The organism is Pseudogulbenkiania sp. AW2-16, assembly GCF_056824575.1.
Genome location: NZ_CP157668.1, coordinates 1,761,690 through 1,787,325, shown reverse-complemented (window position 1 = coordinate 1,787,325; position 25,636 = coordinate 1,761,690). Strand labels below are relative to the sequence as shown.

Sequence of the window (25,636 nt, the reverse complement as noted above, 5' to 3'; positions counted from 1 at the left end):
CCGGCCTTTTTACGCCCATGCCCTGCGTTACGACACCCGCTCCACCTTCCCGCCGCGCTTGCCGCCCATAAGCCGCCGCACCCGCTCGCGCAGGCCGTCGAGGTAGGTGTACACCACCGGCAGCACCAGCAGCGTCAGCAGCGTCGAGGTCACCATGCCACCGATAATGGCGTGCGCCATCGGCGCGCGCGACTCCGAGCCCTCGCCCGCGCCCAGCGCCAGGGGCAGCATGCCGCAGATCATCGCCAGGCTGGTCATCATGATCGGGCGCAGCCGCACCCGTCCGGCCTCGACGATGGCGTCCTCGCGCGTCATGCCCTCGCGGCGCGACTGGTTGATGAAGTCGACCAGCAGAATGCCGTTCTTGGCGGCCAGCCCCATCAGCATCACGATGCCGATCACCGAGAACATGTTGAGTGTGGAGCCGAAGGCGAGCAGGCCCAGGAACACGCCGACGAAGGCCAGCGGCAGCGCCACCATGATCGACAGCGGCAGCGTGAAGCTGCGGAACTGCGCCACCAGGATCATGTAGATGAAGATCACCCCCATCGCCAGCGCCTGCACCGCGAAGCCCAGCGATTCCTGCATGTCCTGGCGCTCGCCCTGCTGCGCCAGCGTCACCCCCGGCGGCGGCTTGAGCGACGCCGTGAGCTTGCCGATGTCGGCGAACACCGAGCCGGTGTCGCGGCCGGACACGTTGGCGGTCAGCGTCACCTCGCGCAGCAGGTCGACGCGGTCGATCTGGCGCGGGCTCTCGGCGTTGCGGGTGGCGGAGACGGTGGAGAGCGGCACCATCGGCTTGTGGCCCTGGGCATCGGCGGGGCCGGCCACGGTCAGCACGTCGAGCAGGCCCTCGCGGCGCTGCTCCTTGGGCACCTGCAGGCGCACGTCGTAATTCTCGCCGTCCGGCGCCTCCCAGGTGGTGACGACGTTGCCGGCCAAGAGCGTGGACAGGCTCTCGCCGACGGCGGCGAGGTCGATGCCGAGGCTGGCGGCGGCGTCGCGCCGTACTTCGACGTTGAGCGCCGGGTCGGCCTCGCTCAGGCTGGACTCGATGTCGCTGACGCCGGGAATGGCGACGAGCCGGCGTTGCAGGTCGGCCGCGGCCTGCTCCAGCTGGGCGAGGTCGCTGCCGCGCAGGCCGATGTTGACCGGCTTGCCGCCACCGCCCTTCTTGCCCAGTTCCTCGATCGACAGGATCTGCACCCCGGCGAGCCGGCCGCTCTCGCGCCGCGCCGCGTCCATCAACGCGAACAGGTCGCGCTGGCGCTGCTTCTTGCTGCCGACGTTGACGATAAGCCGCCCCTCGTTCTTGCTGGCCCCGAAGCGGCCGCCGCCGACGGTGATGTTGACCGACCTCACCTCGGGCAGGCGGCGCAGCGTGCGCTCCAGTTCGCGCGCCTTGCCCTCGGTGTAGGCCAGCGAGGAGCCGGGGGCGGTCTTGAAGCTCAGCGCGAACTCGCCCTTGTCCTCGCGCGGCAGGAATTCGCCGCCGATCACCGGCACCAGCGCGAAGCTGCCGACGGTGAGCGCCAGCGCCGCCGCCAGCACCGTCTTGCGGTGGCCCAGCGCCCAGCGGATCACGCCGACGTAGCCTTCGGCCAACCTGTCGAGCGAGTTCTCGAAACCGTCGAGCAGGCGCCCGAGCGGGCCCTTGTGGCGGTCGCAGTGGTGGTGTGGGTCGTGCCAGAGCGAGGACAGCATCGGGTCGAGGGTGAAGCTGACCAGCATCGAGATCAGCACCGCCACGGTCACGGTAAGGCCGAATTCGTGGAAGAACTTGCCGATGATGCCGCCCATGAAGCCGACCGGCAGGAACACCGCCACCACGGTCAGCGTGGTGGCGAGCACCGCCAGGCCGATCTCCTCGGTGCCCTGCAGCGCCGCCTGGAAATGGCCCTTGCCCATGTTGGCGTGGCGCACGATGTTCTCGCGCACCACGATGGCGTCGTCGATCAACAGCCCGATCGACAGCGACAGCGCCATCAGCGTCATCAGGTTGAGGGTGAAGCCCAGCGCCTGCACCGCGAACAGCGTGCCGATCAGCGACACCGGCAGGGTCAGCCCGGTGATCACCGTACTGCGCCAGCTGCCGAGGAACAGGAACACGATCAGCACCGTCAGCGCCGCACCCTCGATCAGCGTGGCGCGCACGTCGGCCAGCGAATTCTTGACGTCTTGCGACTTGTCGTAGGTGTAGGTGACCGCCGTGCCCGGCGGCATCTGGCCGCGCTCGGCGGCAATGACCCGCTTCACGCCGTCCGCCACCTCGACCACGTTGGCGCCGCGCGCGGCGCGGATTTCCAGCCCGACCGCGGGCTTGCCGTCGATCAGCGACACGCTGGAGGGTTCGGCCTCGGCATCGCTGACCTCGGCCACGTCGGCGAGCCGCACCGGGTTGCCGTTCTTCCAGGCCAGCGGTAGCGCGGCGAAGTCGGCCGGCGACTTGAGCTTGCCGGCCACCCGCACCGACAGCTCGCGGCTGCTGGTGCCGACGTCGCCGGCCGGGTAGTCCTGGTTGGCCTGGCGCAGCACCGCCGCCACCTCGGGCAGCGACAGCCCGGCTGCCTCGAGCCGGTAGGGGTCGAGGTCGATGCGCAGTTCGCGCTTGGCGCCGCCCACCAGCTTGGCCTCGCCGACGCCGGACACGGTCTGCAGCCGCTTCTTCAGCACGTTGTCGACCCAGGTGGTCAGGGTGCGCGGGCTGACCTCGGGCGAGCTCAGCGTGATCGACAGCAGGGGCTGGTCGTTGGGGTTGAACTGCGACACCGTCGGCGTGGAGATTTCGCGCCGGAAACGCCCCTGCACCGAGCCCACACGGTCACGCACGTCCTGCACCGCGACGTTGGGATCGGTGGAGAGCTCGAACTCGACCACGATGGTGGAGCTGCCTTCGAAGGAATAGGAGCGGATGTGCTTGATGCCGCTGATGGTGTTGATCGCCTCTTCCAGCGGCCGGCTCACCTCGCTCTCCACCACCTCCGGCGAGGCGCCGCTGTAGGTGGTGCTGACCACCGCCACCGGAAAGCGGATGTCGGGAAACTCCTCCACCGGCAGACGCCAGGCGGCGAACAGTCCCAGTACCAGCAGTGCCAGCATCAGCACCGTGGCGAAGTAGGGGTTGCGGATACTGACGCGGGTCAACCACATGGCGGCGTCCTCAGCGTGCGCCGGCGAGCGTCACCGCATCGCCCGGATTGACGCCCAGCAGGTTGGCGGCCAACAGCGTCTCGCCCGGCTTGACGCCGGTGACGGCGACGCGCCCGGCGCCCTCGGCCAGCAAGCGCACGCTGACCGGGCGCTTGACGATGCGACCGTGCTCCAGCAGCAGCACCCAGGGCTTGCCGCCCAGGTCGTGCAGCGCCGCCAGCGGCAGGCTGACGGCGTCCGCGACCTCGTTGAGCACGATGCCGCCCTTGGCGAACTGGCCGGCGCTGAGCCGGCCGTCGCGGTTGGCCACGCGCAGGTAGACGGTGAAGCTGCGCGTACCGCCCGCCGCGACCGGGTTGAGCCGCACCAATTCGGCGTCGAATTCTTCGGCCAACCCTTCGATGCTGAAACGGGCATGCTGGCCGACGTGCAGCTTGCCGACCAGCCGCGCCGGCACGCTGGCCGCCAGTTCCAGCACCGACAGGTCGGCGATGCGGAACAGCGGCGTATTGCGCTGCGCCAGCTCCCCCGGGTTGATGGCGCGCTGGTACACCACGCCGTCGATCGGTGCGCTGAGGCGGGTATCGCCCAGCGATTTGCGCGCGCGCGCCAGCTGCGCCTCCTGGGCTTTCAGCTCGCCGACGCGCACCTGGAAATCGCTCTCCACTTCCTCGAACGCCGGGCGCGAGATGAAGCCCCGGTCGTACAGCTCGCGCTGCTTGTCGCGCTTGACGCGCGCCAAGCCCAGCCGTGCCCGGCTGTTGGCGAGTTGCGCCTCCTGCTCGGCCACGCTCTGCGCCAGGGTCTCGTTGTCGAGCCGCGCCAGCAACTGGCCGCGCCGCACCCGTTCGCCCTCGCGCACCGCCACCTCGCGCACCACCGCCTCCACCTCGGCGGCGACGGTGCTGCTGTCGAGCGCGTTGAGGGTGCCGGTGAAGGCCAGGGAGTCGGCCAGCGGTGCCACCTTGGCGACCAGCACGTCGCCCGCGGCCAGTTCGCGTGCCGGCGGCGCCTTGGTCCCCTCCTCCTTGGCGGCGGAGGACGAGGACTCGTTGCAGGCGGTCAGCGCCAGCAAGGACAGGATGAGGAGGAACGGGGTTGGTTTCATGGTCGGGTCCGGATCAGATGGCCTGGCTCGGCTTCATGCCCTTGGGCAGCAGGATCCACAGGCTGCCCGGCTGTTTCATGCGCCCGGCGTACATGCCGGCCTCGGTGCCGAAGCCCCAGAAGAAGTCGGCGCGGATCGCCCCGCGGATCGCCCCGCCGGTGTCCTGCGCGTGCACCAGCCGCACCAGCGGCTGGTTCGACAGCGGCCAAGTGGTGGACAGGTAGACCGGTGCGCCGAGCGGGATGTAGCGCGGGTCGACGGCGATGCTGTAGCCGTCGGTGAGCGGCACGCCCAGGGTGCCGAGCGGCCCGCCGTCGGCGTGCGCCAGCGGCTTGAAGAACACGTAGCTCGGGTTGACGTTGAACAGCTCCTGCTGGCGCCCCGGATGCGCCTTGATCCAGTCCTGGATGCCCTGCATCGAGGCGTCGGCCAGCGTCAGCTCGCCGCGGTCCACCAGCCAGCGGCCGATCGACTGGTAGGCGTAGCCGTTCTGCTCGGCGTAGCCGACGCGCAGGAAGCTGCCATCCTCGAGCTGGATGCGCCCCGAGCCCTGCACCTGCAGGAAGAACAGCTCGACCGGGTTTTCCACCCAGGCCAGCACCGGGGCGCTGGCGACGCCCTGGCCCTGCTCGATCTCGGCGCGGGTGTAGTAGGGCCGCAGGCGCTGGCCCTCGAGGCGGCCGCGCAGCTTGTTGGTACGGCCGTCGCTGGGGAAGTCGGCCGGCCGCACCTCCACCTCGCCGGGACCGGCCACGGTCGCGCCGGCACGCAGCGTCAGCTTGTTGCCCGGCCCGCGCCGCGCCACCAGCACGCTCTTGGCGCGCTCGGCGGGCGGCACGTCCAGCGTCAAGAGATCGGCCGGCACGCCGTACAGCGGGTACGGGGTACGCGCCGTCTTGACGCGGCTGCCGTTGAGCAGCGGCTCGTAGTAGCCGGTGATGAGCCCGCTGTCGCGCTCGCCGTCGCGCAGCTTCCAGGCCTGGAAATGGGTCTCGAAGAAACGGCGCACGGCGGCGGCGTCGTTGGCCGGAACGGCGGCGGCGGTACGGCACACGCCGCTCCATTCCGGCTTTTTCGCCACCGCCTTGCAGCTTTGCTGCAACGCCGTCAGCGACTCGGCCGCGGCTTGCTGCTGCCACTGCGGTAGTTCGGCCACGCTGGCCGTTTCGAAACGAACCGAGGTATCCGCCGGGCGCGGCGCCACGGCGCACGCCGCCAGCAGCAGTACCGGCAACAACAGACTGAGTTTTCTGGAAATCACGCTTGCGACTCGATGAATGCCGGCCGACCACCACCTTAGCCGGGGCGGGCGGCTCGTAATAAAGGGAACACGTCGACCCCGATTGTAACCGTCCCGGGGCGCCATGAGCAGGAGGGAGGGTAGACACGCGGCGGGGGCGGCGAGTTCAGGCCGCTGGCCGAGCGTCGTCCGGCGCGCCAAAACACGGCTTGCAGTACGGATAACTTCAGCTAGAACAGATGTTAGAAGTATCCATCCAATGCCATAAGAATAATTCGTTTGCCATGGCGCCGGTCCTCCGGCCGCCATTCCTTCCATCCAAGGGGGCAGCATGCGCAAGAACCTTCCGGTCACCGAGCAGGAGTTGTTTCTCGACCCGCGCCGGCCGATCGTCACCAAGACCGATCTCAAGGGCCGCATCACCTACGCCAACCCTGCCTTTGTCGAGATCAGCGGCTTTGCCGAGGCGGAGCTGATCGGCCAGCCGCACAACGTGGTGCGCCACCCCGACATGCCGCCGGCGGCGTTCCAGGACCTGTGGGACACCATCAAGGACGGCCATCCCTGGCAGGGTCTGGTGAAGAACCGCGCCGAGGGCGGCGGCTTCTACTGGGTCGATGCCTACGTCACCCCGCTCACCGAGCACGGCCGGCACGTCGGCTACATGTCGGTGCGCGCGGCCCCGGCACGCGACAAGGTGAACGAAGCCGAGCGGCTGTACCGCGAGATCAACGCCGGCCGCGCCACCTTTCCGGCCACCCGGCGCCAGCACCATGCCTCCTGGCTGACATGGCAGCTGGCGATCCTCGCCGCGACGGTGCTGCTGGGCGCGGCCTGCGCCTCGCCCGCCTCCCCCTGCTGCGCGAGGGCGGGCTGTTGCTGGTGCTGCTGGCCAGCGGCACGGCGACGCTGCTGCTGCAGCAACGGGTACGCGCCACGCTGCGGCGCGCCGACGCGGCGCTGACCGATTTCGGCGAAGGCAACTTCAAGGCCCCGATCGCCGAGCAGGGGCCGCGCGAGTGCGCCATGCTGCTGCAGCGTCTGGAAACCACCCGCATCAACCTGCGCGCCATCCTCGCCGACGTGGTGTCGGCCACCGAGCGTATCGGCCAGGACGCCCAGCGCATCGGCGAGCAGGCCGAGACGCTACGCGCGCGCGCCAAGGACGAGAGCAACGACATCGCCCAGGTGGCCGCCGCGCTGGAGCAGCTCACCGTCTCGGTCAACGAGATCGCCGACTCCACCCGCCTCGGCTCCGAGCACGCCGCCACCGCGCGCCAGTTGGTCCAGGCGGGCAACGAGCGCATGCAGCACTCGCTGCAACGCACCGACGACCTGCGCGGCGTCATCGCCCAGGCACGCGACACCATCGCCACCCTGCACGAGGCCGTGGCGCGCATCGGCTCGGTCACCGAGCTGATCCGGGACGTCGCCGACCAGACCAATATGCTGGCACTCAACGCGGCGATCGAGGCGGCGCGGGCCGGCGAGCAGGGACGCGGCTTCGCCGTGGTGGCGGACGAGGTCAGAAAGTTGGCCGAACGCACCAGCAACAGCACCGCCGAGATCAGCGCCTCGATCGGTCAGGTGCAACTGCACGCCCACGGCGCCCTGTCCTCGATCGATAGCGCCAGCCAGGTCACCGGCCAGGCCAGCGCGCTGATCGGCGAGACCTCGGCCAGCCTGGGCCAGATCGAGCAGGCCAGCCTCGGGGTCGCCGACAGCGCCCGCGACATCGCGGCGATGCTGAACCAGCAGTCGCAGGCCTCCAACGAGGTGGCGCACAACATGGAGAAAGTCAGCGCCATCACCGAAAGCAACGCGCACAGCGTGGAACAGGCGGCGGACGCGGTGGGCAAGCTGTTTGACACCACCAAGGCACTGAAGAGCCTGGTGGCGCATTTCGAGAAGTCGCTCTAAGAACCTGCTCGCGATCTGTCGCGAGCAACCCTCAGCGGGGTGAAGAGCAGCGCAGGGACCCTCATGGACTGGGGAGCGCATGAGGATTCCCGATCGCGGAGCGAATCTCTGCACGCAGGGCACATGAGCCCTGATCAGGCTGCGCAGCAAGATCGGGAACGGGTTCCAAGGGAATGGCACCGGCCAGAACGGTGCCGGCGCGACGCGTCACATGCGCAGCAAGGCGCCGACCTTGATCACCGCCTGGGTGCGGCTGGAGACCTTGAGCTTGCGCAGGATGGCCGAGACGTGGGCCTTGACGGTGCTCTCGGCGATGTTGAGTTCGATCGCCACCACCTTGTTCGACTTGCCGCCGACGATGTAGTCGAGCACGCAGCGCTCCTGCTTGGTCAGCAGCGCGAGGCGGCTGGCCAGGTCCTGCAACTGTTCGGGACTGCTGCCGGGCACCCCGGTGTCGCGGTCGGCCAGCGACGGCGGCAGGTAGATGTCGCCGCCCAGCACCGCGTTTACCGCCTCGGTCATGCTGTCGCGCGAGAAGGACTTGGGAATGAAGCCGGAGGCGCCCACCGACATCGCCGCCTCCACGGTGCTGTGGCGCTCGTCGGCCGAGACCACGATCACCGGCAGCGTCGGCGCCTGCTGGCGCAGCCGGGCGAGCCCGGCCAGGCCGTCCATGCCCGGCATGTTGATGTCGATCATCGCCAGCTCGATGGCCGGGTTGCGGCGCACCGCGTCGAGTGCCGCGTCGAGCGACTCGCACTCGACGATCTCGCTGCCCTCGCCCAACGCGGACGACACCACCAGTCGCATGGCCTCGCGAAACAGCGGATGGTCGTCCGCAATCAGCACCGTGGCTTCCATCTTGAACGGCTCCTGGAGCCCTCGGCCTTCCGCGCGGGGGCGGCGCGCGGCGTGGCGACGGGCTCGAAAACAAACCGGCGGGGCGTGATGCCCAGCCGGCTCGGAATCATTTCAGACTCAGAATCCATTCGACGATGTGATGGATATCCTCATCTTTGAGCTGGGCTTGCGGTGGCATGCCGGCGCTGCCCCAGACACCGCTGCCCCCTTCCTTGACCTTGAGGGCCAGCTTGTCGGCTGCGCCCTTCTCGCCATCATAACGCTCGGCCACGTCCTTGTAAGCAGGACCGATCACTTTTCGCTGGATGCTGTGACAGGCGAAGCAGCCACTTTTCTTGGCCAGCGATTCCCCGGCGGAGGGCTCGGCCGAGGCCAGAGCGGGCAACAGGACCAGGCCCGCCACGACGATATGCAATGCTTTCAACATGATTCTCTCCTGCCGGCGGCACGCCAGGGCGCGCCGCCGGCGACTACTCGATTACTGGCTCAGCTTGAAGACCCACAGGCTGCCGCCCTGGGTGATGGTATTGATCTTCTTGGCCACTTCGCCGCCCCACAGCGGTACCGCGCCACCCCAGCCGGAGACGACGGCGACGTACTGCTGGCCGTCCATTTCCCAGGTGATCGGGCTGCCGACGATGCCGGAGCCGGTCTGGAACTTCCACAGCTCCTTGCCGGTTTGTGCATCGAACGCCTTGAGGAAGCCTTCCGGCGTGCCGGTGAACACCAGGTTGCCGGCGGTGGTCATCACGCCGCCCCACAGCGGAGCCGGGTTCTTGTATTCCCACTTGATCTTGCCGGTCTTGGGATCCATGGCGCGCAGCACGCCGATGTGGTCTTCATAGAGCGGCTTGATGGTGAAGCCGGCGCCGAGGTAGGCCGCGCCCTTCTTGTAGGTGATCGGTTCGTTCCAGATGTCCATGCCCCACTCGTTGCTGGGCACGTAGAACATCTCGGTCTTCGGGCTGTAGGCCATCGGCATCCAGTTCTTGCCGCCCAGGAAGGACGGCGCGGAGAACACCGGCTTGCCCTTGCCGTCGGCGCCCTGCGAAGCGGGGTCGAACGGGTTGCCCGGACGGCCTTCGTCGTTGTAGATCGGCCGCTTGGTCTTCAGGTCGAAGCCCTTGGCCCAGGTGATCTTGGAGACGAACGGATAGGCACCCAAGAGGTCGCCGTTGGTACGGTCGGCCACGAAGAAGAAGCCGTTGCGGTCGGCCTTGGCGCCGGCCTTGATCACCTTGCCGTCCTTCTTCAGGTCGAACGGGATGAATTCGTTCACGCCGTCGAAGTCCCAGCCGTCGTGCGGGGTGGTCTGCAGGTGCCACTTGATCTCGCCGGTGTCCGGGTTGAGCGCCAGGGTGGAGGCGGTGTAGAGGTTGTCGCCCTTGCGCGTCCACGAGTTCCACGGCGCCGGGTTGCCGGTGCCCATGAAGATGGTGTCGGTTTCCGGATCGTAGGTGCCGCCAAGCCAGGTGGCGCCGCCGCCCTGCTTCCACTGGTCGCCTTCCCAGGTGGCGTTGAGCTTGCCGGTCATGGTGCTCTCCTTGCCGTTGAGCGTGCCCATGTGGCCTTCGATCACCGGACGCGACCACACCAGCTCGCCGGTCAGCGCATCGCGCGCCTCGACCTTGCCGACGATGCCGAATTCGCCGCCGGAGACGCCGGTGATGAGCTTGCCCTTCACGACCATCGGCGCGGCGGTGTAAGAATAGCCTTCCTTGTATTCGCCGACTTTCTTGGTCCACACCACCTTGCCGGTGTGGCGGTCCAGCGCCACCAGGCGCGCATCCAGCGTGCCGAAGTACACCAGGTCGCCGTAGATGGCCATGCCGCGGTTGATGACGTCACAGCACGGCATGATGCCGTCCGGCAGGCGGGCGTTGTATTCCCACAGTTTCTTGCCGGTACGGGCATCGACGGCATAGGCGCGGGAATACGAGGCGGTGGTATAGATCACGCCGTCGTACACCAGCGGCTGGGCTTCCTGGCCGCGCTGCTTCTCGCCGCCGAAGGAAAAGCTCCAGGCCGGCACCAGCTTCTTCACCGTCTTGGCGTTGATCTGGGTGAGCGGACTGAAGCGCTGCGCCTGCGGGCCCATGCCATAGGACACCACGTCCTGCGTGGTCTTGCTGTCGTTGAGGATGTCCTTGTCGCTGACAGCGGCCGTGGCGAGCGGCGCCAGCATGGCCGAAGCCAGCAAGGTGGAAAGGGTGGTCAGACGCCACGTGCGCGTCGGCATGCTGTTTCTCATCTGGCTCTCCGATTTTGTAGTGGTTGCCGGGTCTGAAAGCGCTCCGGTCCCCCTGAATTCTCGGCAGCACCTCCCTAATCGCCAATTCGACTTAAGTCGCAGAAACGCCCCCGGGGCATGCGACTTAAGTCGAATGGACGCCCGGCAACGGCCGGGCCAATCTTCAAGCACCCCTCCCACCCGTTGAAGAAACCGCCATGCCCGCGCTCCCCGTCCGCCTTGCGTTCTGTCTTGCCGCCGGCCTGCTGGCCCTGCCGGCGGCGGCCCAGACCACGATCCGCCTCACCTACCTGGAAGAGGCCCGCGTTGCGACCAATCCGCTGGCCAACATCGAACCGGTACCCGACGACCTGGGACGCGCCGGCGCCGAGCTGGCGATCAGCGACAACAACACCACCGGCAAATTCCTGCAGCAGCGCTTCGAGCTCGCGCGCATCGCGGTGCCGACCGGCGCCAGCGGCGCCGACATGCTGGCCAAGGTGCAAAAGAGCGGCGCCGGCTTCGTGGTGCTCAATGTCAGCGCCGGCGCCATCGACCGCCTGATGGCGCAGCCCGCCGCAGGGCGCTACCTGTGGTTCAACGCCGGCGCCCCGGACGACCGCCTGCGCCAGAGCCAGTGCCGCGCCAACCTGCTGCACACGCTGCCGGGGCGCGCGATGCAGGCCGACGCCCTGGCGCAGTACCCGGCGACGCGGCGCTGGAACAAGTGGTTCCTGGTGAGCGGGCCGCGCCCGGAAGACCAGCTCTACGCCGCGGCGGTGCGCCGCGCCGCCAAGCGCTTTGGGGGCCGCATCGTCGGCGAGAAGGTGTGGAAGTACGGCCACGACGCGCGCCGCACCGCGCAGGGCGAGGTGCCGGTGTTCACCCAGGTGGGCGACTACGACGTGCTGATCGTGGCCGACGAGAGCGGCGACTTCGGCGACTACCTGTCTTACCGCACCTGGCTGCCGCGCCCGGTGGCCGGCACCCAGGGGCTGGTGGCCGGCGGCTGGCATGCCGCCGCCGAGCAGTGGGGCGCGGTGCAGTTGCAGAACCGCTTCCGCCAGCAGAGCCACCGCCCGATGCAACCGGTCGATTACGCCGCTTGGGCGGCGGTGCGCAGCGTCGGCGAAGCGGCCAGCCGCACCGCCAGCGGCGAGACCGCCAAACTCTCCGCCTACATCCGCGGGCCTGAGTTCCAGCTCGCCGGCTTCAAGGGCCGCACCCTGTCGTATCGGCCGTGGAACGGCGAACTGCGCCAGCCGATGATGGTGGCGCAGCCGCGTTCCTTGGTGAGCCTGTCGCCGCAGGACGGTTTCCTGCACCCGCGCACCGACCTCGACACTCTGGGTTTCGACGCCCCGGAAGTGAAATGCCCGGGCCATTGAGCTGACCCGCCACCCAAGGAACCGCCATGCCCCACCCTCTTTCCCGTCTCGCCGCCCTGCTCCTGGCCTCGTTCGCCGCGTCGCAGGCCATGGCCGCCAACGTCTACGTTTCCAACGAGAAGGACCACACCCTGTCGGTGATCGACAGCAGCACGCTACAGGTGGTGAAAACCCTGAAGGTGGGCAAGCGCCCGCGCGGCATCACCTTGTCGAAGGACGGCAAGTCGCTGTTCATCTGCGCCAGCGACGACAACACGGTGCAGGTGATGGATCTGGCGAGCGGCAAGATCACCCACAACCTGCCTTCGGGCGAGGACCCGGAGCAGTTCGCGCTGGCGCCGGACGGCAAGTCGCTGTACATCGCCAACGAGAACAGCAACGTGGTCACCATCATCGACGTGGCGAGCCGCCGCGTCACCGGCCAGGTGGACGTCGGCGTCGAGCCGGAGGGCATGGCGGTGAGCCCGGACGGGCGCTGGGCGGTGAACACCTCGGAAACCACCAATATGGTGCACTGGATCGATACCGCCACACGCAAGCTGGTGGACAGCACCTTGGTCGATCAGCGCCCGCGCTACGCGCGCTTCTCCGCCGACGGCAAGCTGCTGTGGGTGAGCGCCGAGGTGGGCGGCACGGTGTCGGTGATCGACGTCGCCAGCCGCAAGCGCATCAAGACCATTTCCTTCGCCATCACCGGCATTCCCAAGGACCGCATCCAGCCGGTCGGCATCCGCCTCACCCGCGACGGCCGGTACGCCTTCGTGCCGCTGGGACCGGCCAACCACGTGGCGGTGATCGACGCCAAGACCTTCCAGCCTGTGAAGTACCTGCTGGTGGGGCGGCGCGTGTGGCATGCCGAACTGTCGGCCGACGAGAAGCAGCTGTGGGTCACCAACGGCATCAGCAACGACGTCTCGGTGATCGACACCGCCGCGCTCAAGGTGCTCAAGTCGATCCCGGTGGGACGCTACCCCTGGGGGGTGGCGGTGAGCGGATCATGAGCGCCGCGCTCGCCATCGAGGCGCTCAGCCACCGCTACGGCGAGCGGCTGGCGCTCGACCAGGTCAGCCTGACGGTGGAGGCCGGCCAGTGCTGCATCCTGCTGGGCCCCAACGGCGCCGGCAAGAGCACGCTGTTCGGCCTGCTCTCGAGGTTGCTGGCGGTGAAATCGGGCCGCATCACGGTGTTCGGCCAACCTTTGCAGGCCGCGGCGCTGTCGCGCGTCGGCGTGGTGTTCCAGCAGTCGACGCTGGACCTCGACCTGAGCGTCGAGCAGAACCTGAGCTACTTCGGCGCGCTGCACGGCATGCACGGCAAGGCGCTGGCCCAGCGCATCGGCGAGGAGCTGGAACGGCTCGACCTCGCCGCGCGCCGGCGCGACCGCGTGCGCGACCTCAACGGCGGCCATCGCCGCCGCGTGGAAATCGCGCGCGCCCTGCTGCACCGCCCGGCGCTGCTGCTGCTCGACGAGCCCACCGTGGGACTCGACCTGCCCTCGCGCCAGTTCCTGATCGGCCACCTGCACCGGCTGGTGCGAGACGAGGGGCTGGCGCTGTTGTGGGCCACCCACCTGATCGACGAAATCGACCCGCAGCACGACCACGTCGCGCTGCTGCACCGCGGCCGCCTGCTCGCCAGCGGCGCGGTGGCGCCGCTGCTGGGCGCGTCCGGCTGCGACAACCTGGCGAGCTGGTTCGACCTACGTACCGGAGCGGTGTCATGAAGACCAAGTGGATCGTGTTGTGGGCCATCATCGTGCGCGAGCTGCGCCGCTTCCTGCAGCAGCGCTCGCGCTTCTTCGGCGCGCTGGTGCGGCCGCTGATCTGGCTGATGGTGTTCGCCGCCGGCTTCCGCGCCGCGCTCGGCATCGCCATCACCCCGCCTTACGAGACCTACATCACCTACGACGTCTACATCGTGCCGGGGCTGGTGGGCATGGTGCAGCTGTTCAACGGCATGCAGAACTCGCTGTCGATGGTGTACGACCGCGAGATGGGCAGCATGCGCGTGCTCTTGACCTGCCCCGAGCCGCTGCCCTTCCTGCTGTTTGCGCGGCTGTTCGCAGGCATGTGCGTGTCGCTGGTGCAGGTGTACGCCTTCTTGCTGATCGCGCGCCTGTCCGGGGTGGACCTGCCGTGGAGCGGCTTTGCCAGCGTGCTGCCGGCGCTGGTGCTGACCGGGCTGATGCTGGGGGCCGCCGGCATGGTGCTGTCGTCGCAGGTGCGCCAGATCGAGAACTTCGCCGGGGTGATGAATTTCGTGGTGTTTCCGGTGTTCTTCCTGTCCTCGGCGCTGTATCCGCTGTGGAAGATGCAGGAGGCGAGCGAATGGGTGTACCAGCTGTGCCGCTTCAACCCGTTCACCGACGCGGTGGAGATGATCCGCTTCGCGCTGTACGGCCAATGGCAGGTCGAGGCGGCCAATCATACCGTGCTCGCCACGGCGGTGTGCCTGACCCTGGCGCTGCTGGGTTACCGCCCGCGCCAGCGCGCTTGAGAGCAGATCAACATGTCGACGATGCGTGACGATCTCGAGGCGGCGATGCCCGCCGTGACGCCGTCCCACGCGCCAGGCGATGGCGTCACCCGCGCGGACAGGACGACAAGTGCGGCAAAACCTTCACAGCGGAGCGGGCACGGCGTCGACCAGCGGCAGGCCGGCTTCCTGCCAGCCGTCGCTGCCGTCCGGGTACCAGTACACCGCCCGGTAGCCGTAGCTCAACGCCCGGCGCGCCGCGTTCCACGACATCCAGCAGTCGCGCAGGCAGTAGAACACCAGCGGCCGGTCGAGGTCGCCGCCGGACAGCCGTTCCAGCTGGCGGCGGAAATACTGCTCGATGGCGGGCTCGAGCTCGCCGTAGCCAACGTTGGGCAGCCACACGCTGCCGGGCAGGTCACGGCGTGGCGTGGCCGGCACCCAGCGGCTGCCGCCCGCGGCGTCCGGCACCCGGTTGGCGGCCATGACGTCGAGCAGCAGCGGGTGGTGTATCGCGATCAGCGCCTGCAGGGTTTGGCTGTCGAGCACCGTGGCGCCGGGCAGCTTGGCCGGGGTCGGGGCACGGTAGTGCTGCAGGCGGTAGCCGTCCGGCAGCGGCACCGGTTCGGCAGCGACGGCGATGGTGGAGCCCAGCGACAACAGCAGGGCAACGCTGAGACGGGACAGGCTCATGGCAGCTCTCCGGCAGACGGTACACTGCAGCATGGCGCGGCGCGCGCGCGCGCGCTATTCGACTTTCGTTTTACGCGGCGAAGGTTCAAGATGAGGTGCGAACGTCCGCAGAGACGTCATCACGACTACAAAGCAGAGTGGAGACAAATGGGTTTCAATCCGCCTTCCCGGGTGCGACGCGGCCATGGTTACAGCGCCGACCCCGATCAGGTCGCCGACGAACTCTACCAGCAGCTGTGGCAGCCCGACTGCTCGCTGGTGCTGCTGTTCGTCGCCCCCGACTACCAGCTCGACAAACTGGCCGCCGCGCTGACGCGCCGCTTCGGCGACATCCCGGTGGTGGGCTGTACCACCGCCGGCGAGATCAGCCCGGACGGCTATCGCTGCCACTCCATCGTCGGCGTGAGCTTTGCCGAACCGGATTTCTTCGTCGAGGTGCAGGCCATCGGCGACCTGCCCCGCTTCGACCTGTCCGACGCGCTGGGCACGGTGATGAGCGCGCGCTATTCGCTCGGCCAGAAAGCCGGCTTTCCGCTGGAGCGCCATGCCTTCGCCCTGCTGCTGGTGGACGGCCTGTCGGCGCGCGAGGAACAGCTCGCCGGACGGCTGGCGCGCGCGCTGGGCGACATTCCGATCTGCGGCGGCTCGGCCGGCGACAACATGCGCTTCGAGCGCACCCACATCCTGGTGGACGGCCAGTTCGTCAGCGACAGCGCGGCGCTGGTGCTGATCGCCACGCCGCACCCGTTCGAGGTGTTCAAGTCGGAGCACGCCATCCGCAGCGGCGAGCGCGTGGTGGTGACCGAGGCCAACGCCGAAGCGCGCCTCGGTGACCGAGATCAACGCCGAGCCGGCCGCCGCCGAATACGCGCGGCTGTTGGGCGTGTCGCCCGAGCGCCTCACCCCGCTGTCGTTCGCCGCGCACCCCCTGGTGCTCAACGTCGGCGGCGTGCCCTACGTGCGCTCGATCCAGCGCATCAACCCCGATCTGAGCCTAAGCTTCTTCTGCGCCATCGACGAGGGCATCGTGCTGTCCGGCACGCGCGCCACCGACATCGTCGACAACCTGGCGCGCACCTTCCGCGACCTGCGCAGCCGGCTCGGCGAGTTCCAGATCGTGCTGGGCTTCGACTGCATCCTGCGCACCCTGCCGCTGCTGCACTCCGACGCCATCGCCCGGCTCTCCAGCCTGCTCGCGGCGAACTCGGTGGTGGGCTTCTCCACCTACGGCGAACAATACCAGGCGATGCACGTCAACCAGACCTTCACCGGCATCGCCATCGGCTATGGCGCGCAACATGAGTGAGATGGCACCGAGGCCCAACGGCGCCGAGCGGCTCAGCGCGCTGGAACTGGAAAACGCCAAGCTGCGCAAGATCAACGAGGCGCTGATGCGCCGCGTCGAACAGGGACTGGCCGACAACGGTAACTCCTTCACCTTCTTCCAGGTCGCCGCCGAGCTGGAGACCCGCATCCAGGAGCGCACCCGCGCCCTGGAGAAGGCCATGGCCGACCTCGAGGCCTCCAACTTCGCGCTGCAGGAGGCCAAGCTCGCCGCCGAGCTGGCCAAGAACCAGCTCAACGTGGCGGTGGAGACCATCGCCGACGGCTTCGCGCTGTGGGACAGCGACAACCGGCTGATCCACTGCAACCGCAAGTTCGGCGAGATGTTCCCGGCGCTGCGCCCGATCATCGCCCCCGGCCTGCCGTTCGAGACCCTGATCCGCGCCGCGGTGGCGGCGCACCTGATCCGCGACGCCGAGGCCGACCCGGAGGACTGGATCGCCCAGCGCCTGGCGGTGCAGCAGGCGCCGCAGGACAGCCTGATCCTGGCGATGAGCGACGGCAGTTGGCAGCGCGTCAGCGAGCGCGCCATCGCCGGCGGCGGCCGGGTGGCGATCTACACCGACATCACCGAGATCAAGCGCCAGGAAATGCTGCTGCGCGAGCGCGACCTCGCGGCGCATTCGCAACTATTGCACGCCACCATGAACAGCATCCGCCAGGGCCTGGCGGTGTTCGACCGCGACGGCCGCCTGATGGAGTGGAACCCGCGCTTCGTCGAGCTGACCCAGCCGGCGCTGGCGCAGCTCGACGAGGGCGGCGGCGTGCACCTGGCGGAGTGGTCGCGCTGCTGCCCGCTGGGCGGCACGCTGGAATACACCACGCCGCAGGGCCTGACGCTGGAGGTGCAGTACAACCCGATGCAGGGTGGCGGCTTCGTGATGAGCTACACCGACATCAGCGAGCGCAAGGCGGCCGAGCAGGCGCTGCGCGACAGCGAAGCCAAGATGCGCCTGATCACCGACGCCATGCCGGCGCTGATCGCCTACGTCGACAACCAGCAGATCTACCGCTTCACCAACAAGGGCTACGAGAGCTGGTTCGGCGTGCCGCAATCCGAGATCAACGGCCGCTCGATGCGCGAAGTGCTGGGCGCCCAGCTGTTCGACGACCGCAAGCATTTCGTCGAGCTGGCGCTGTCGGGGCAGGCCTCGGTGTTCGAACTGGAGCTGCCGGCGCCGCGCCAGCACATCGAGTTCGCGCGCGCCACCTTCATACCGCACTTCGCCGGCGACGGCAGCGTGCTGGGGTTCTTCGCGCTGATCCAGGACATCACCGAGAGCCGGCGCGCCGCCGAGGCGCTGCAGCAGGCCAAGGAACAGCTGGAAGTGCGCGTGGCGGAGCGCACCGAGGAACTGTCCGTGGCCAACGGCCGGCTGCGCGAGGCGATCCGTGCCATCGAGGACGCGCAGCAGAGCAAGACGCGCTTCTTCGCCGCCGCCAGTCACGACCTGCTGCAGCCCCTGAACGCGGCGCGGCTGTTCCTCGCCGCGCTGGCCGGGCAGGAGCTGGCGCCGTCGGTGCGCCCGCTGGTGGACAAGACCGGCACGGCGCTGGAGTCGGTGGACGACCTGATCAACACCCTGCTGGAAATCTCGCGGCTGGACGCCGGCGCGGTCGAGGCCGAACCACGCCACTTCCCGGTGGCGCAACTGCTGGAACAGGTGGCCGAGGAGTTCGCGCCGCTGGCCGAGGCCAAGTCGCTGCGGCTGCAGCTTCACTCCAGCCCGGCCATCATCCACAGCGACTGGGTGCTGCTGGGACGGGTGCTCCGCAACTTCCTCTCCAACGCCATCCGCTACACCCGCGAAGGCGGCATCTTGCTGGGCTGCCGGCGCCAGCCGGACGGCCTCCTGATCGGGGTGTGGGACCAGGGACTCGGCATCCCGTCCGACAAGCTCGCCCTGGTGTTCCACGAATTCCAGCGCCTGCCCGAACACCACAGCCTGTGTCCGAAAGGCATGGGCCTCGGGCTCGCCATCGTCAGCCGCCTGGCGCGCCGGCTCGACCACCGCCTGGTGGTGCGCTCGCGCTTCGGACGCGGTTCCTTGTTCGGCGTGGTGGTGCCCTACGGCGAGGCCGACGCGGTCGGCCCGGCGCCGCAGCCGGAGGACCCGCCGCTGGCCCTGGCGGCCCCGGCGCAGCGCCAGGGCGCCACCATCCTGCTGATCGACAACGAAACCAGCATCCTCGAGGGCATGAGCACGCTGCTCGCCGACTGGCGCTACCGTCCGCTGGCGGCGGCCTCGGCGAGCGAGGCGATCGAGCTGCTCAAACGCGAGGCGGTGCAACCGGACGCGATCCTCGCCGACTACCATCTCGACCACGGCGCCACCGGCATCGAGGCGATCCGCGCCGTATGCCAGCACTTGGGCCGCGCGGTGCCGGCGGCGCTGATCACGGCCGACCGCAGCGACGAGGTGCGGCAGGAGGCGGAAGCCGGCGGCTGGGCCTGGCTGGGCAAGCCGGTGCGGCCGGCGCGCTTGAGGACCTTGCTGGCGCATCTGACGCAGCCGGCGGGGGAGTGAGGGGGGCGGTGCCCGTTACCGAAGGGCGGCTTCGTGCCTATGTAGGCTTTTTCTAAAGCGCTGGTGCGTGTGTGTGGGGCTGATACTGCCTGCTTCAGCCATCCGATTGTTTCTTCCGATGTCGTTGGCGAGTGTGGGTGCCGGTTCCACCGGGCCTCCTTGCCCGAGTTGTTGCTTACCAGTCTGGGTTGGTGGAGGTGTGGGGTTTGCCGGTTCCGCCCGGTCTCCTCGCCTGGTTTGTTGCTTACCAGCCAGGGTAGTTGGAGGAGCAGGGTTTGCCGGTCCCGCCCGGCGGGCGGGTCGAAGGGCTTGTTTCGCCAAGCCCCTCGACGCTCCCTAGGCGAGCCCACCTCCGCTTGTTCCCGTCTGGCTGGAGGCTGGCGAGGCGCCGTGCAAACTCGCCGTTCGCTAACGTCGAACGGCTCACACAGCGCACGGCTTAAAACCTCGCCACCCACCAGCCAGCCGGGGCGCGGCGGAAGGGCGGATGGGGCGCGTCGGCCAGATTTGGGCTCCATAGGATGCAGGTGAAGACAACGACGTCTGTCTTCTGTTGCGTCTGGCCATTGGCGAAAACGGTGTCATCTTGGCCAAAGGCATGAAAGGCATCATCCGCGGGCCTTCGGCCAACCTTGACGGGGAACGGCCCGGTTTGTCTTATCGCCAATCCAAATCAACCCGGCCAATGCGCCAGTAGTGGGTCCCCCTTCTGCCGTGCCGACGGGTGGGCATGGCAAGGTTTTAAGCGGCTGGCTGTCCGACGCCGGGCGACGTTAGCACCCGGCTAGTTCCAGCCGCGCCTTGCCATGACCGGGCCCCGGCGGGATCACACGGCAGGCGGGGGTCGCCTTTGGGGGTGAAGGGGGAGTTTGGCGACGCAAACTCCCCTTCCCGTCCGCCGGGCGGAACCGGCCCCCACACACTCTCCAGCTTCCTTCAGTGCCCAAAACTAGCCGATGCGCCCCATCCGCTCGCCTCGGGAGCGTCGAGGGGCTTGGCGAAACAAGCCCCTCGACCCGCCCGGCAGGCGGGACCGGCCAACCCCACGCCTCCAACTACCCGCACGGGCAGTGCGACGTCCACGCGAAGAGATCGGCAAACACAACAGGTTGGCCGAAGCCGCTTTTCCAGGCCTGGCTCCAGCCCCATACACCAAGGCCCATCTCGCCCCCTCCCCCCTCTGCGACCAAAGTCGAATGGCTGAATGCCCCTCCGATTCGCACAATGAAACCACTGCTAGGCTGTACACCCAACAGACCAGCGTCTCACCAAACCGGAGGAACGTCATGTTGCAACAGACCCTGAACTCGATCCAGAACACCATCCCGCTGCGCAGCCAATACGATAACTTCATCAACGGCAAGTGGGTCGCCCCGGTGCGTGGCCAGTACTTCACCAACCTGAGCCCTATCACCGGCCAGCCGCTGTGCGAAGTTGCCCGTTCCACCGCCGAAGACGTTGAACTCGCACTCGACGCCGCCCACGCCGCCTTCGACCGCTGGGCCCGCACCTCCCCGACCGAACGCTCCAACACCCTGCTGCGCATCGCCGACCGCATGGAGCAGTACCAGTCCTTCATCGCCGCTGTGGAAACCGCCGACAACGGCAAGCCGCTGCGTGAAACCAACGCCGCCGACATCCCGCTCGCCGTCGACCACTTCCGCTACTTCGCCGGCTGCGTCCGTGCCCAGGAAGGCTCGATCGGCGAGATCGACGACAACACCGTCGCCTACCACTTCCACGAGCCGCTCGGCGTCGTGGGCCAGATCATCCCGTGGAACTTCCCGCTCTTGATGGCGGCCTGGAAACTCGCCCCGGCGCTGGCCGCCGGCAACTGCGTGGTACTGAAGCCGGCCGAGCAGACCCCGATGGCGATCATGGTGCTGATGGACCTGATCGGCGATCTGCTGCCGCCGGGCGTGCTCAACGTCGTCAACGGTTTCGGCCTGGAAGCCGGCAAGCCGCTCGCCACCAACACCCGCATCAACAAGGTGGCCTTCACCGGTGAAACCAGCACCGGCCGCCTGATCATGCAGTACGCCTCCGAGAACATCATTCCGGTCACGCTGGAACTGGGCGGCAAGTCCCCCAACATCTTCTTCGAAGACGTGATGAGCGCCGACGACGCCTTCTTCGACAAGGCGCTGGAAGGCTTCGCCATGTTCGCCCTGAACCAGGGTGAAGTGTGCACCTGCCCGAGCCGCGCCCTGATCCAGGAATCGATCTACGACGCCTTCATCGAGCGCGCCGTGGCCCGCGTCAAGGCCATCAAGCAGGGCAACCCGTACGACATGAGCACCATGATCGGTGCCCAGGCCTCGTCCGAGCAACTCGACAAGATCCTGTCCTACATCGACATCGGTCGCCAGGAAGGCGCCCAAGTGCTGGCCGGCGGCCAGCGAGCCCAGCTGGGCGGCGATCTGGCCGGCGGCTACTACGTCGAGCCGACCATCCTCGCCGGCCACAACAAGATGCGCGTGTTCCAGGAAGAAATCTTCGGCCCGGTGGTCGCGGTTACCACCTTCAAGAACAAGGAAGAAGCGCTGCAGCTCGCCAACGACACCTCCTTCGGCCTGGGCGCCGGGGTGTGGACGCGCGACGGCTCGCTGGCCTACCGCATGGGTCGCGAGATCAAGGCCGGCCGCGTCTGGACCAACTGCTACCACCTGTACCCGGCGCACGCCGCGTTCGGCGGCTACAAGAAGTCCGGCATCGGTCGTGAAACCCACAAGATGATGCTCGACCACTACCAGCAAACCAAGAACCTGTTGGTGAGCTACAGCCCGAACGCACTGGGCTTCTTCTGAGAATAGGGCATCTTCCTGCATGGCAGGCCGATCTCGACGTGGCGGTGCTCGCGGCCACCCTCTCCGCGCAGCTTCCCGCTTCGACCTCGGCCTGCCCATGACGGGGATTCCTCTTCTTGGGCATCAAACCTGCGGGGCGGCAGCCATGCCGCCCAGCGCGAGGAATACCATGGTCAATCGCGTTGACATCACCCCCGCCGCGGCCGCCATGGTCAGCAAACTGACCGAGCGACACGGCCCCCTGCTGTTCCACCAGTCCGGTGGCTGCTGCGACGGCAGCGCCCCGATGTGCTACCCGCAGGGCGATTTTCATCTCGGCGCCCAGGACGTCCACCTCGGCGAGATCGCCGGCGTGCCGTTCTACATGAGCGCTTTTCAGTACGAGTACTGGCAGCACACTCACCTGACCATCGACCTGGTTCCCGGTCGCGGCTCGAGTTTTTCGGTGGAGGCACCCGAAGGGGTACGTTTCATCACCCGCTCGCGCCTGTTCAGCGAGGCCGAATTGGCCGAGCTGGCGAATAGTTCTTCACCACCAGAGCAAGGAAGCACGACATGAAACCCGCCACCCTCCGCATGCTGACGCTGGCCCTCGCCGGTAGTCTCACCCTCCTCGGTACCGCTTACGGTCACGGCAACGTCACCCCGCAACCGGTGGATACCGGCAATCTGAAGAAGCTCGGCAGCGAATGGCTGGACAGCAACCCCTACCGCGGTGATGCCGACGCCATCCGCATCGGGCATTCCGCCTTCGCCCAGAACTGCGCACGCTGCCACGGCATCGACGCCATCTCCGGCGGCATCGCGCCGGACCTGCGCCAGCTGCCCGCCGGCGAAGAAGGCGACGCGGTGTTCCAGGGCCGCATCCGCCACGGCTCGATCCGCAACGGCGTGACCTACATGCCGCCGTTCGAGGGCATCCTGTCGCAGGAAGCCGCCTGGGCCATCCGCTCCTGGCTCGATACCGTGCATCAGGAATGACATCATGAACCGCCGCCATTTTCTGACCGCTCTGCTCGTGGCCCCGCTGCTGCTGACGCAGCAGGCCCGCGCCGCCAATCTGGACGATATCCGCGCGGGCGGAGTGCTCAGGGTGGCGGTGTACCGCGACTTCCCGCCGTTCTCCTTCGTCAAGGACGGCGAACTCACCGGCATCGACGTCGACCTCGCGCGCGCCATCGGCAAGAAGCTCGGCCTGGCGGTCAACTTCATGCCGATCACCCCGGCCGACGACGTCGACGGCGACCTGCGCAACGCCGTCTGGAAGGGTCACTATCTCGGCGGCGGCACCGCCGACCTGATGCTGCACGTGCCGTTCGACCGCGAACTGGCGCGCCGCAACGACAACGCCTACCTGTTCAGCGCCTACTACAGCGAAAATCTCGCCTGGGCCGGGAGCAACGTGCCCGGCTCCACCCTGCAGATCGGCCAGGACAGCATCGCGGTGGAAAACGACAGCCTGGCCGACCTCTACCTGTCCTCGTTGCAGGGCGGCCGGCTGCGCAGCCAGCTGCAGCACTACCCCAGTGCCCAAGGCGCGGTGGCGGCGCTGCGCGAGGACAAGGCCGGCGCGGTGTACGGTACCCAGAGCGAACTGGAATGGGGATTGCCGCGCGGCGAGTGGCGCCTCGGCCAGCCGCAGGCGCCCGGCCTGATCAAGGCTCGCTGGGAGGTCGGCATGGCCACCAAGGAAAGCCTGCGCGACCTGGCCTGGGCGACGAGCGACATCGTCACCGAGCTGCGCCAGTCGGGCGAGCTGGCCCGGCTGTTCGCCCGCTACCAGGTCAGCTACCGCGCGCCCGACGAGCACTGAACCCCGGACCCCGCCATGCCGCCCCTTGCCCGCCACCTCCCCGCCCTGCTCGTCCTGCTGGGCACCAGCCTGCCGCTGCACGCCGCACCGCAGGCCGACCCGCTGCATTCGGTGATGTGGGACGTGATGCACAAGACCGTGCTGGGCGACCAGCCGGCGGTGTTCGACGAGCGCGTCAAGGTGACGCTGCCGCAGCAGGTCGAAGACGGCCAGCGCGTGCCGGTCAGCGTCGACGCCAGCGCGCTCGGCCGGGTCGAGGAGATCGTGCTGTTCGCCGACTACAACCCCTTGCCGCTGGCGCTGCGCTTCCAGCCGCTGCGGCTGCAGCCGGTCTTCGCCGTCGCCATGCGCGTCAACCAGGCCACGCCGATCCGCGCCGCGGCGCGCGACGCCCAGGGGGTCTGGCACGTCGGCGGGCAACTGGTCGACGCCCCGGGCGGCGGCTGCGCCCTGCCCACCCCGACCCGCGCCAGCACCGACTGGGCCAACCTGCTGGGCAAGATGTACGGCCGGGTCTGGCGCGAGGGCGCCACCCACCGCATCCGCCTGCGCGTGATGCACCCGATGGACACCGGGCTGGTCGGCAATACGCCGACGTTCCACCTGACGCAGCTGCGCCTCAGCGACAGCGCGGGCCAGCCTCTGGCGCATCTCAGCCTCGACGCGCCGCTCGCCGAGAACCCGCTGTTCACCTTCCAGCTCGCCCGGCTCGACGGCGACAGTCTGCGGATCGACGCCCAGGACAGCGACGGCAACGCCTTCGGCGGCCGCCTGCCGGTGCTGCCATGATGACGCGCCGCCTGCGCCTGCTCGCCGCGCTGCTGGCCGGACTCGGCGCCGTGACCGGCGCCCGCGCCGCCGAGTATCCGATCACGCCGCAAGCCATCGCCCCCGACAGCTGGGCGGTGATCGCCGACACCGGCTACTTCACGCCGCAGAACGGCGGCTTCCTGGTCAACACCGCCTTCATCGCCACCGCCGAGGGCGTGGTGGTGATCGGCAGCGGGCCGTCGCGCGCCTTCGGCCAACAGTACCGCCGCGTCATCGAGCGCACCGCCGGCAAGCCGGTGCGCGAACTGGTCATCACCCACAAGCACCCCGACCACTTCCTCGGCAACCAGGCCTTCAGCGACGTGCCGATCCGCGCCGACGAAAAAACCACGGCCATGCTCCGGAACGAAGCCGAAGGGTTGGCCGAAAACCTCTACCGCCTGGTCGGCGACCGCATGCAGGGCACCGAACCGTTGCTGCCCAACGCCCCGCTCACGCCCGGCGTGCGCGAAATCGGCGGGCACACGCTCGAATTCATCGCGGTGCCGGGCCACACCCAGTCCGACATCGCGGTGTTCGACCACACCAGCGGCGTGCTGTACGCCATCGACCAGGTGTTCAACGGCCGCACCCCGACCCTGCCCAACGCCAGCCTGCCCGACTGGCTGGCCACGCTCGACCGCCTGGAAGCGCTGCCGTTCAAGACCCTGGTGCCCGGCCACGGCGCGGTGACACACGACGCCGCGCCGATCCGCGCCACGCGCCGCTACCTGCAGTGGCTCGACGCTACCCTCAAGGACGCCGCGCGGCATGGCCTGACGCCGACCGAGGCAATGGCGCTACCGATCCCGGCCGAGTTCGCCGGCTGGGCCGAGGCGCGCGCCGAATGGCGCCGCAGCGTCGGCTTCCTCTACGCCCGCTACGAACTGGCCGAACTCCCCGCGCTGGCCGTCCCCGACCAGCCTACCGATTGACTCCTCCTGCCCGTGCATTGTCATTCAGGGCATTCGACCCGCCACCTGGCGGGTCTTTTTTTGCCGGCCCGCGCCGTAGGATGGGTGGAGGCGCTCGCACCGCACCCCATCGAGCCACGCCCCCGATGCGACAAGGAATGCTACGGAACCCCCGTCCGACTAAAGTCGCATTCTCATGCGGCTCCCGTCCTCCTTATAGTGAAGTGGCCATCCGGCAATTCAGTTCTCAATTTGGAGGATTCACCATGCGTACCTGGACCACCCCGAAAGTGATCGAAGTCTCCCTCGGCTGCGAGATCAACTGCTACATGTGCGCCGAGCGCTGAGACAAGGA

Annotated in this window: 21 protein-coding genes and 2 pseudogenes; 16 read left to right on the top strand and 7 right to left on the bottom strand. The window is 68.3% G+C overall.

Annotated features, from left to right (window positions below):
- Positions 1 to 27: 27 nt before the first annotated feature.
- The 3 genes from ABKF58_RS08645 to mltA are packed head-to-tail and all read right to left on the bottom strand — an operon-like array spanning position 28 to position 5,519.
- The gene (locus tag ABKF58_RS08645; RefSeq protein ID WP_482584142.1) at positions 28 to 3,150 is read right to left on the bottom strand and encodes an efflux RND transporter permease subunit; all 3,123 of its coding nucleotides are present in this window, start codon (positions 3,148 to 3,150) and stop codon (positions 28 to 30) included.
- Between the two features lie 10 nt (positions 3,151 to 3,160).
- Positions 3,161 to 4,258, bottom strand: a complete 1,098-nt coding sequence (locus tag ABKF58_RS08640) for an efflux RND transporter periplasmic adaptor subunit (RefSeq protein WP_482584141.1) — start codon at positions 4,256 to 4,258, stop codon at positions 3,161 to 3,163.
- A 13-nt stretch (positions 4,259 to 4,271) separates the two neighbouring features.
- On the bottom strand, positions 4,272 to 5,519 hold the full coding sequence (gene mltA, locus ABKF58_RS08635) for a murein transglycosylase A (protein WP_482584140.1): 1,248 nt from the start codon (positions 5,517 to 5,519) through the stop codon (positions 4,272 to 4,274).
- Positions 5,520 to 5,829: 310 nt separating this feature from the next.
- Here mltA and ABKF58_RS08630 point away from each other — a divergent pair.
- Positions 5,830 to 6,111, top strand: a pseudogene (locus ABKF58_RS08630) (PAS domain-containing protein); the annotation flags it as partial.
- Positions 6,112 to 6,287: 176 nt separating this feature from the next.
- Positions 6,288 to 7,418 (top strand): methyl-accepting chemotaxis protein, encoded by a 1,131-nt coding sequence (locus ABKF58_RS08625; RefSeq protein WP_482584139.1) that lies wholly within the window; start codon positions 6,288 to 6,290, stop codon positions 7,416 to 7,418.
- A gap of 207 nt (positions 7,419 to 7,625) precedes the next feature.
- On the opposite strand, the gene ABKF58_RS08620 is transcribed toward ABKF58_RS08625, so the two are convergent.
- From ABKF58_RS08620 to ABKF58_RS08610, 3 genes are all read right to left on the bottom strand, one after another.
- A complete protein-coding gene (locus ABKF58_RS08620) occupies positions 7,626 to 8,279 on the bottom strand; it encodes a response regulator transcription factor (RefSeq protein ID WP_008952548.1) in 654 nt (217 codons plus the stop codon).
- A 106-nt stretch (positions 8,280 to 8,385) separates the two neighbouring features.
- A complete protein-coding gene (locus tag ABKF58_RS08615) occupies positions 8,386 to 8,706 on the bottom strand; it encodes a c-type cytochrome (RefSeq protein ID WP_482584138.1) in 321 nt (106 codons plus the stop codon).
- A 51-nt stretch (positions 8,707 to 8,757) separates the two neighbouring features.
- Positions 8,758 to 10,518 carry a PQQ-dependent methanol/ethanol family dehydrogenase gene (locus ABKF58_RS08610; protein ID WP_482584137.1) on the bottom strand — a complete coding sequence of 587 codons (1,761 nt, stop codon included), beginning with the start codon at positions 10,516 to 10,518 and terminating at the stop codon, positions 8,758 to 8,760.
- Positions 10,519 to 10,727: 209 nt separating this feature from the next.
- Between ABKF58_RS08610 and ABKF58_RS08605 the strand changes: the two genes are divergently transcribed.
- The 4 genes from ABKF58_RS08605 to ABKF58_RS08590 are packed head-to-tail and all read left to right on the top strand — an operon-like array spanning position 10,728 to position 14,393.
- On the top strand, positions 10,728 to 11,897 hold the full coding sequence (locus ABKF58_RS08605; protein ID WP_482584136.1) for an ABC transporter substrate-binding protein: 1,170 nt from the start codon (positions 10,728 to 10,730) through the stop codon (positions 11,895 to 11,897).
- A gap of 26 nt (positions 11,898 to 11,923) precedes the next feature.
- On the top strand, positions 11,924 to 12,898 hold the full coding sequence (locus tag ABKF58_RS08600; RefSeq protein WP_008952544.1) for a YVTN family beta-propeller repeat protein: 975 nt from the start codon (positions 11,924 to 11,926) through the stop codon (positions 12,896 to 12,898).
- Positions 12,895 to 13,620: an ATP-binding cassette domain-containing protein gene (locus ABKF58_RS08595; protein WP_482584135.1), complete on the top strand. Its 726-nt coding sequence runs from the start codon at positions 12,895 to 12,897 to the stop codon at positions 13,618 to 13,620. Before ABKF58_RS08600 ends, ABKF58_RS08595 begins: the two co-directional genes overlap by 4 nt.
- Positions 13,617 to 14,393, top strand: coding sequence for an ABC transporter permease (locus ABKF58_RS08590; protein WP_008952542.1), 777 nt, complete (start codon positions 13,617 to 13,619; stop codon positions 14,391 to 14,393). Before ABKF58_RS08595 ends, ABKF58_RS08590 begins: the two co-directional genes overlap by 4 nt.
- Before the next feature lie 123 nt (positions 14,394 to 14,516).
- Here the strand turns inward: ABKF58_RS08590 and ABKF58_RS08585 are convergent, their stop codons facing one another.
- Entirely contained in the window at positions 14,517 to 15,065 is a 549-nt protein-coding gene (locus tag ABKF58_RS08585; RefSeq protein WP_008952541.1) for a PQQ-dependent catabolism-associated CXXCW motif protein, read from the bottom strand.
- A 90-nt stretch (positions 15,066 to 15,155) separates the two neighbouring features.
- Between ABKF58_RS08585 and ABKF58_RS08580 the strand changes: the two are divergent.
- The 10 genes and pseudogenes from ABKF58_RS08580 to pqqA all read left to right on the top strand — a co-directional run.
- Positions 15,156 to 15,818: pseudogene (locus ABKF58_RS08580) on the top strand (FIST signal transduction protein); the annotation flags it as partial.
- A 76-nt stretch (positions 15,819 to 15,894) separates the two neighbouring features.
- Positions 15,895 to 16,371, top strand: coding sequence for an FIST C-terminal domain-containing protein (locus ABKF58_RS08575; RefSeq protein WP_482584134.1), 477 nt, complete (start codon positions 15,895 to 15,897; stop codon positions 16,369 to 16,371).
- Positions 16,364 to 18,937: a hybrid sensor histidine kinase/response regulator gene (locus ABKF58_RS08570; protein WP_482584133.1), complete on the top strand. Its 2,574-nt coding sequence runs from the start codon at positions 16,364 to 16,366 to the stop codon at positions 18,935 to 18,937. Before ABKF58_RS08575 ends, ABKF58_RS08570 begins: the two co-directional genes overlap by 8 nt.
- A gap of 1,286 nt (positions 18,938 to 20,223) precedes the next feature.
- A complete protein-coding gene (adh, locus tag ABKF58_RS08565; RefSeq protein ID WP_014088308.1) occupies positions 20,224 to 21,744 on the top strand; it encodes an aldehyde dehydrogenase in 1,521 nt (506 codons plus the stop codon).
- Positions 21,745 to 21,913: 169 nt separating this feature from the next.
- On the top strand, positions 21,914 to 22,303 hold the full coding sequence (locus ABKF58_RS08560) for a DUF779 domain-containing protein (RefSeq protein ID WP_008952537.1): 390 nt from the start codon (positions 21,914 to 21,916) through the stop codon (positions 22,301 to 22,303).
- Positions 22,300 to 22,725 carry a cytochrome c-550 PedF gene (gene pedF / locus ABKF58_RS08555; protein ID WP_008952536.1) on the top strand — a complete coding sequence of 142 codons (426 nt, stop codon included), beginning with the start codon at positions 22,300 to 22,302 and terminating at the stop codon, positions 22,723 to 22,725. Before ABKF58_RS08560 ends, pedF begins: the two co-directional genes overlap by 4 nt.
- A gap of 4 nt (positions 22,726 to 22,729) precedes the next feature.
- On the top strand, positions 22,730 to 23,557 hold the full coding sequence (locus ABKF58_RS08550) for a substrate-binding periplasmic protein (protein ID WP_482584132.1): 828 nt from the start codon (positions 22,730 to 22,732) through the stop codon (positions 23,555 to 23,557).
- Between the two features lie 15 nt (positions 23,558 to 23,572).
- Positions 23,573 to 24,346: a quinoprotein dehydrogenase-associated SoxYZ-like carrier gene (locus ABKF58_RS08545; RefSeq protein ID WP_482584131.1), complete on the top strand. Its 774-nt coding sequence runs from the start codon at positions 23,573 to 23,575 to the stop codon at positions 24,344 to 24,346.
- Positions 24,343 to 25,302, top strand: coding sequence for a quinoprotein relay system zinc metallohydrolase 1 (locus ABKF58_RS08540; protein ID WP_482584130.1), 960 nt, complete (start codon positions 24,343 to 24,345; stop codon positions 25,300 to 25,302). Before ABKF58_RS08545 ends, ABKF58_RS08540 begins: the two co-directional genes overlap by 4 nt.
- Positions 25,215 to 25,628 carry a pyrroloquinoline quinone precursor peptide PqqA gene (pqqA, locus tag ABKF58_RS08535; protein WP_482584129.1) on the top strand — a complete coding sequence of 138 codons (414 nt, stop codon included), beginning with the start codon at positions 25,215 to 25,217 and terminating at the stop codon, positions 25,626 to 25,628. The genes ABKF58_RS08540 and pqqA overlap by 88 nt, the downstream gene beginning before the upstream one ends.
- The last annotated feature ends 8 nt before the right edge of the window (positions 25,629 to 25,636 follow it).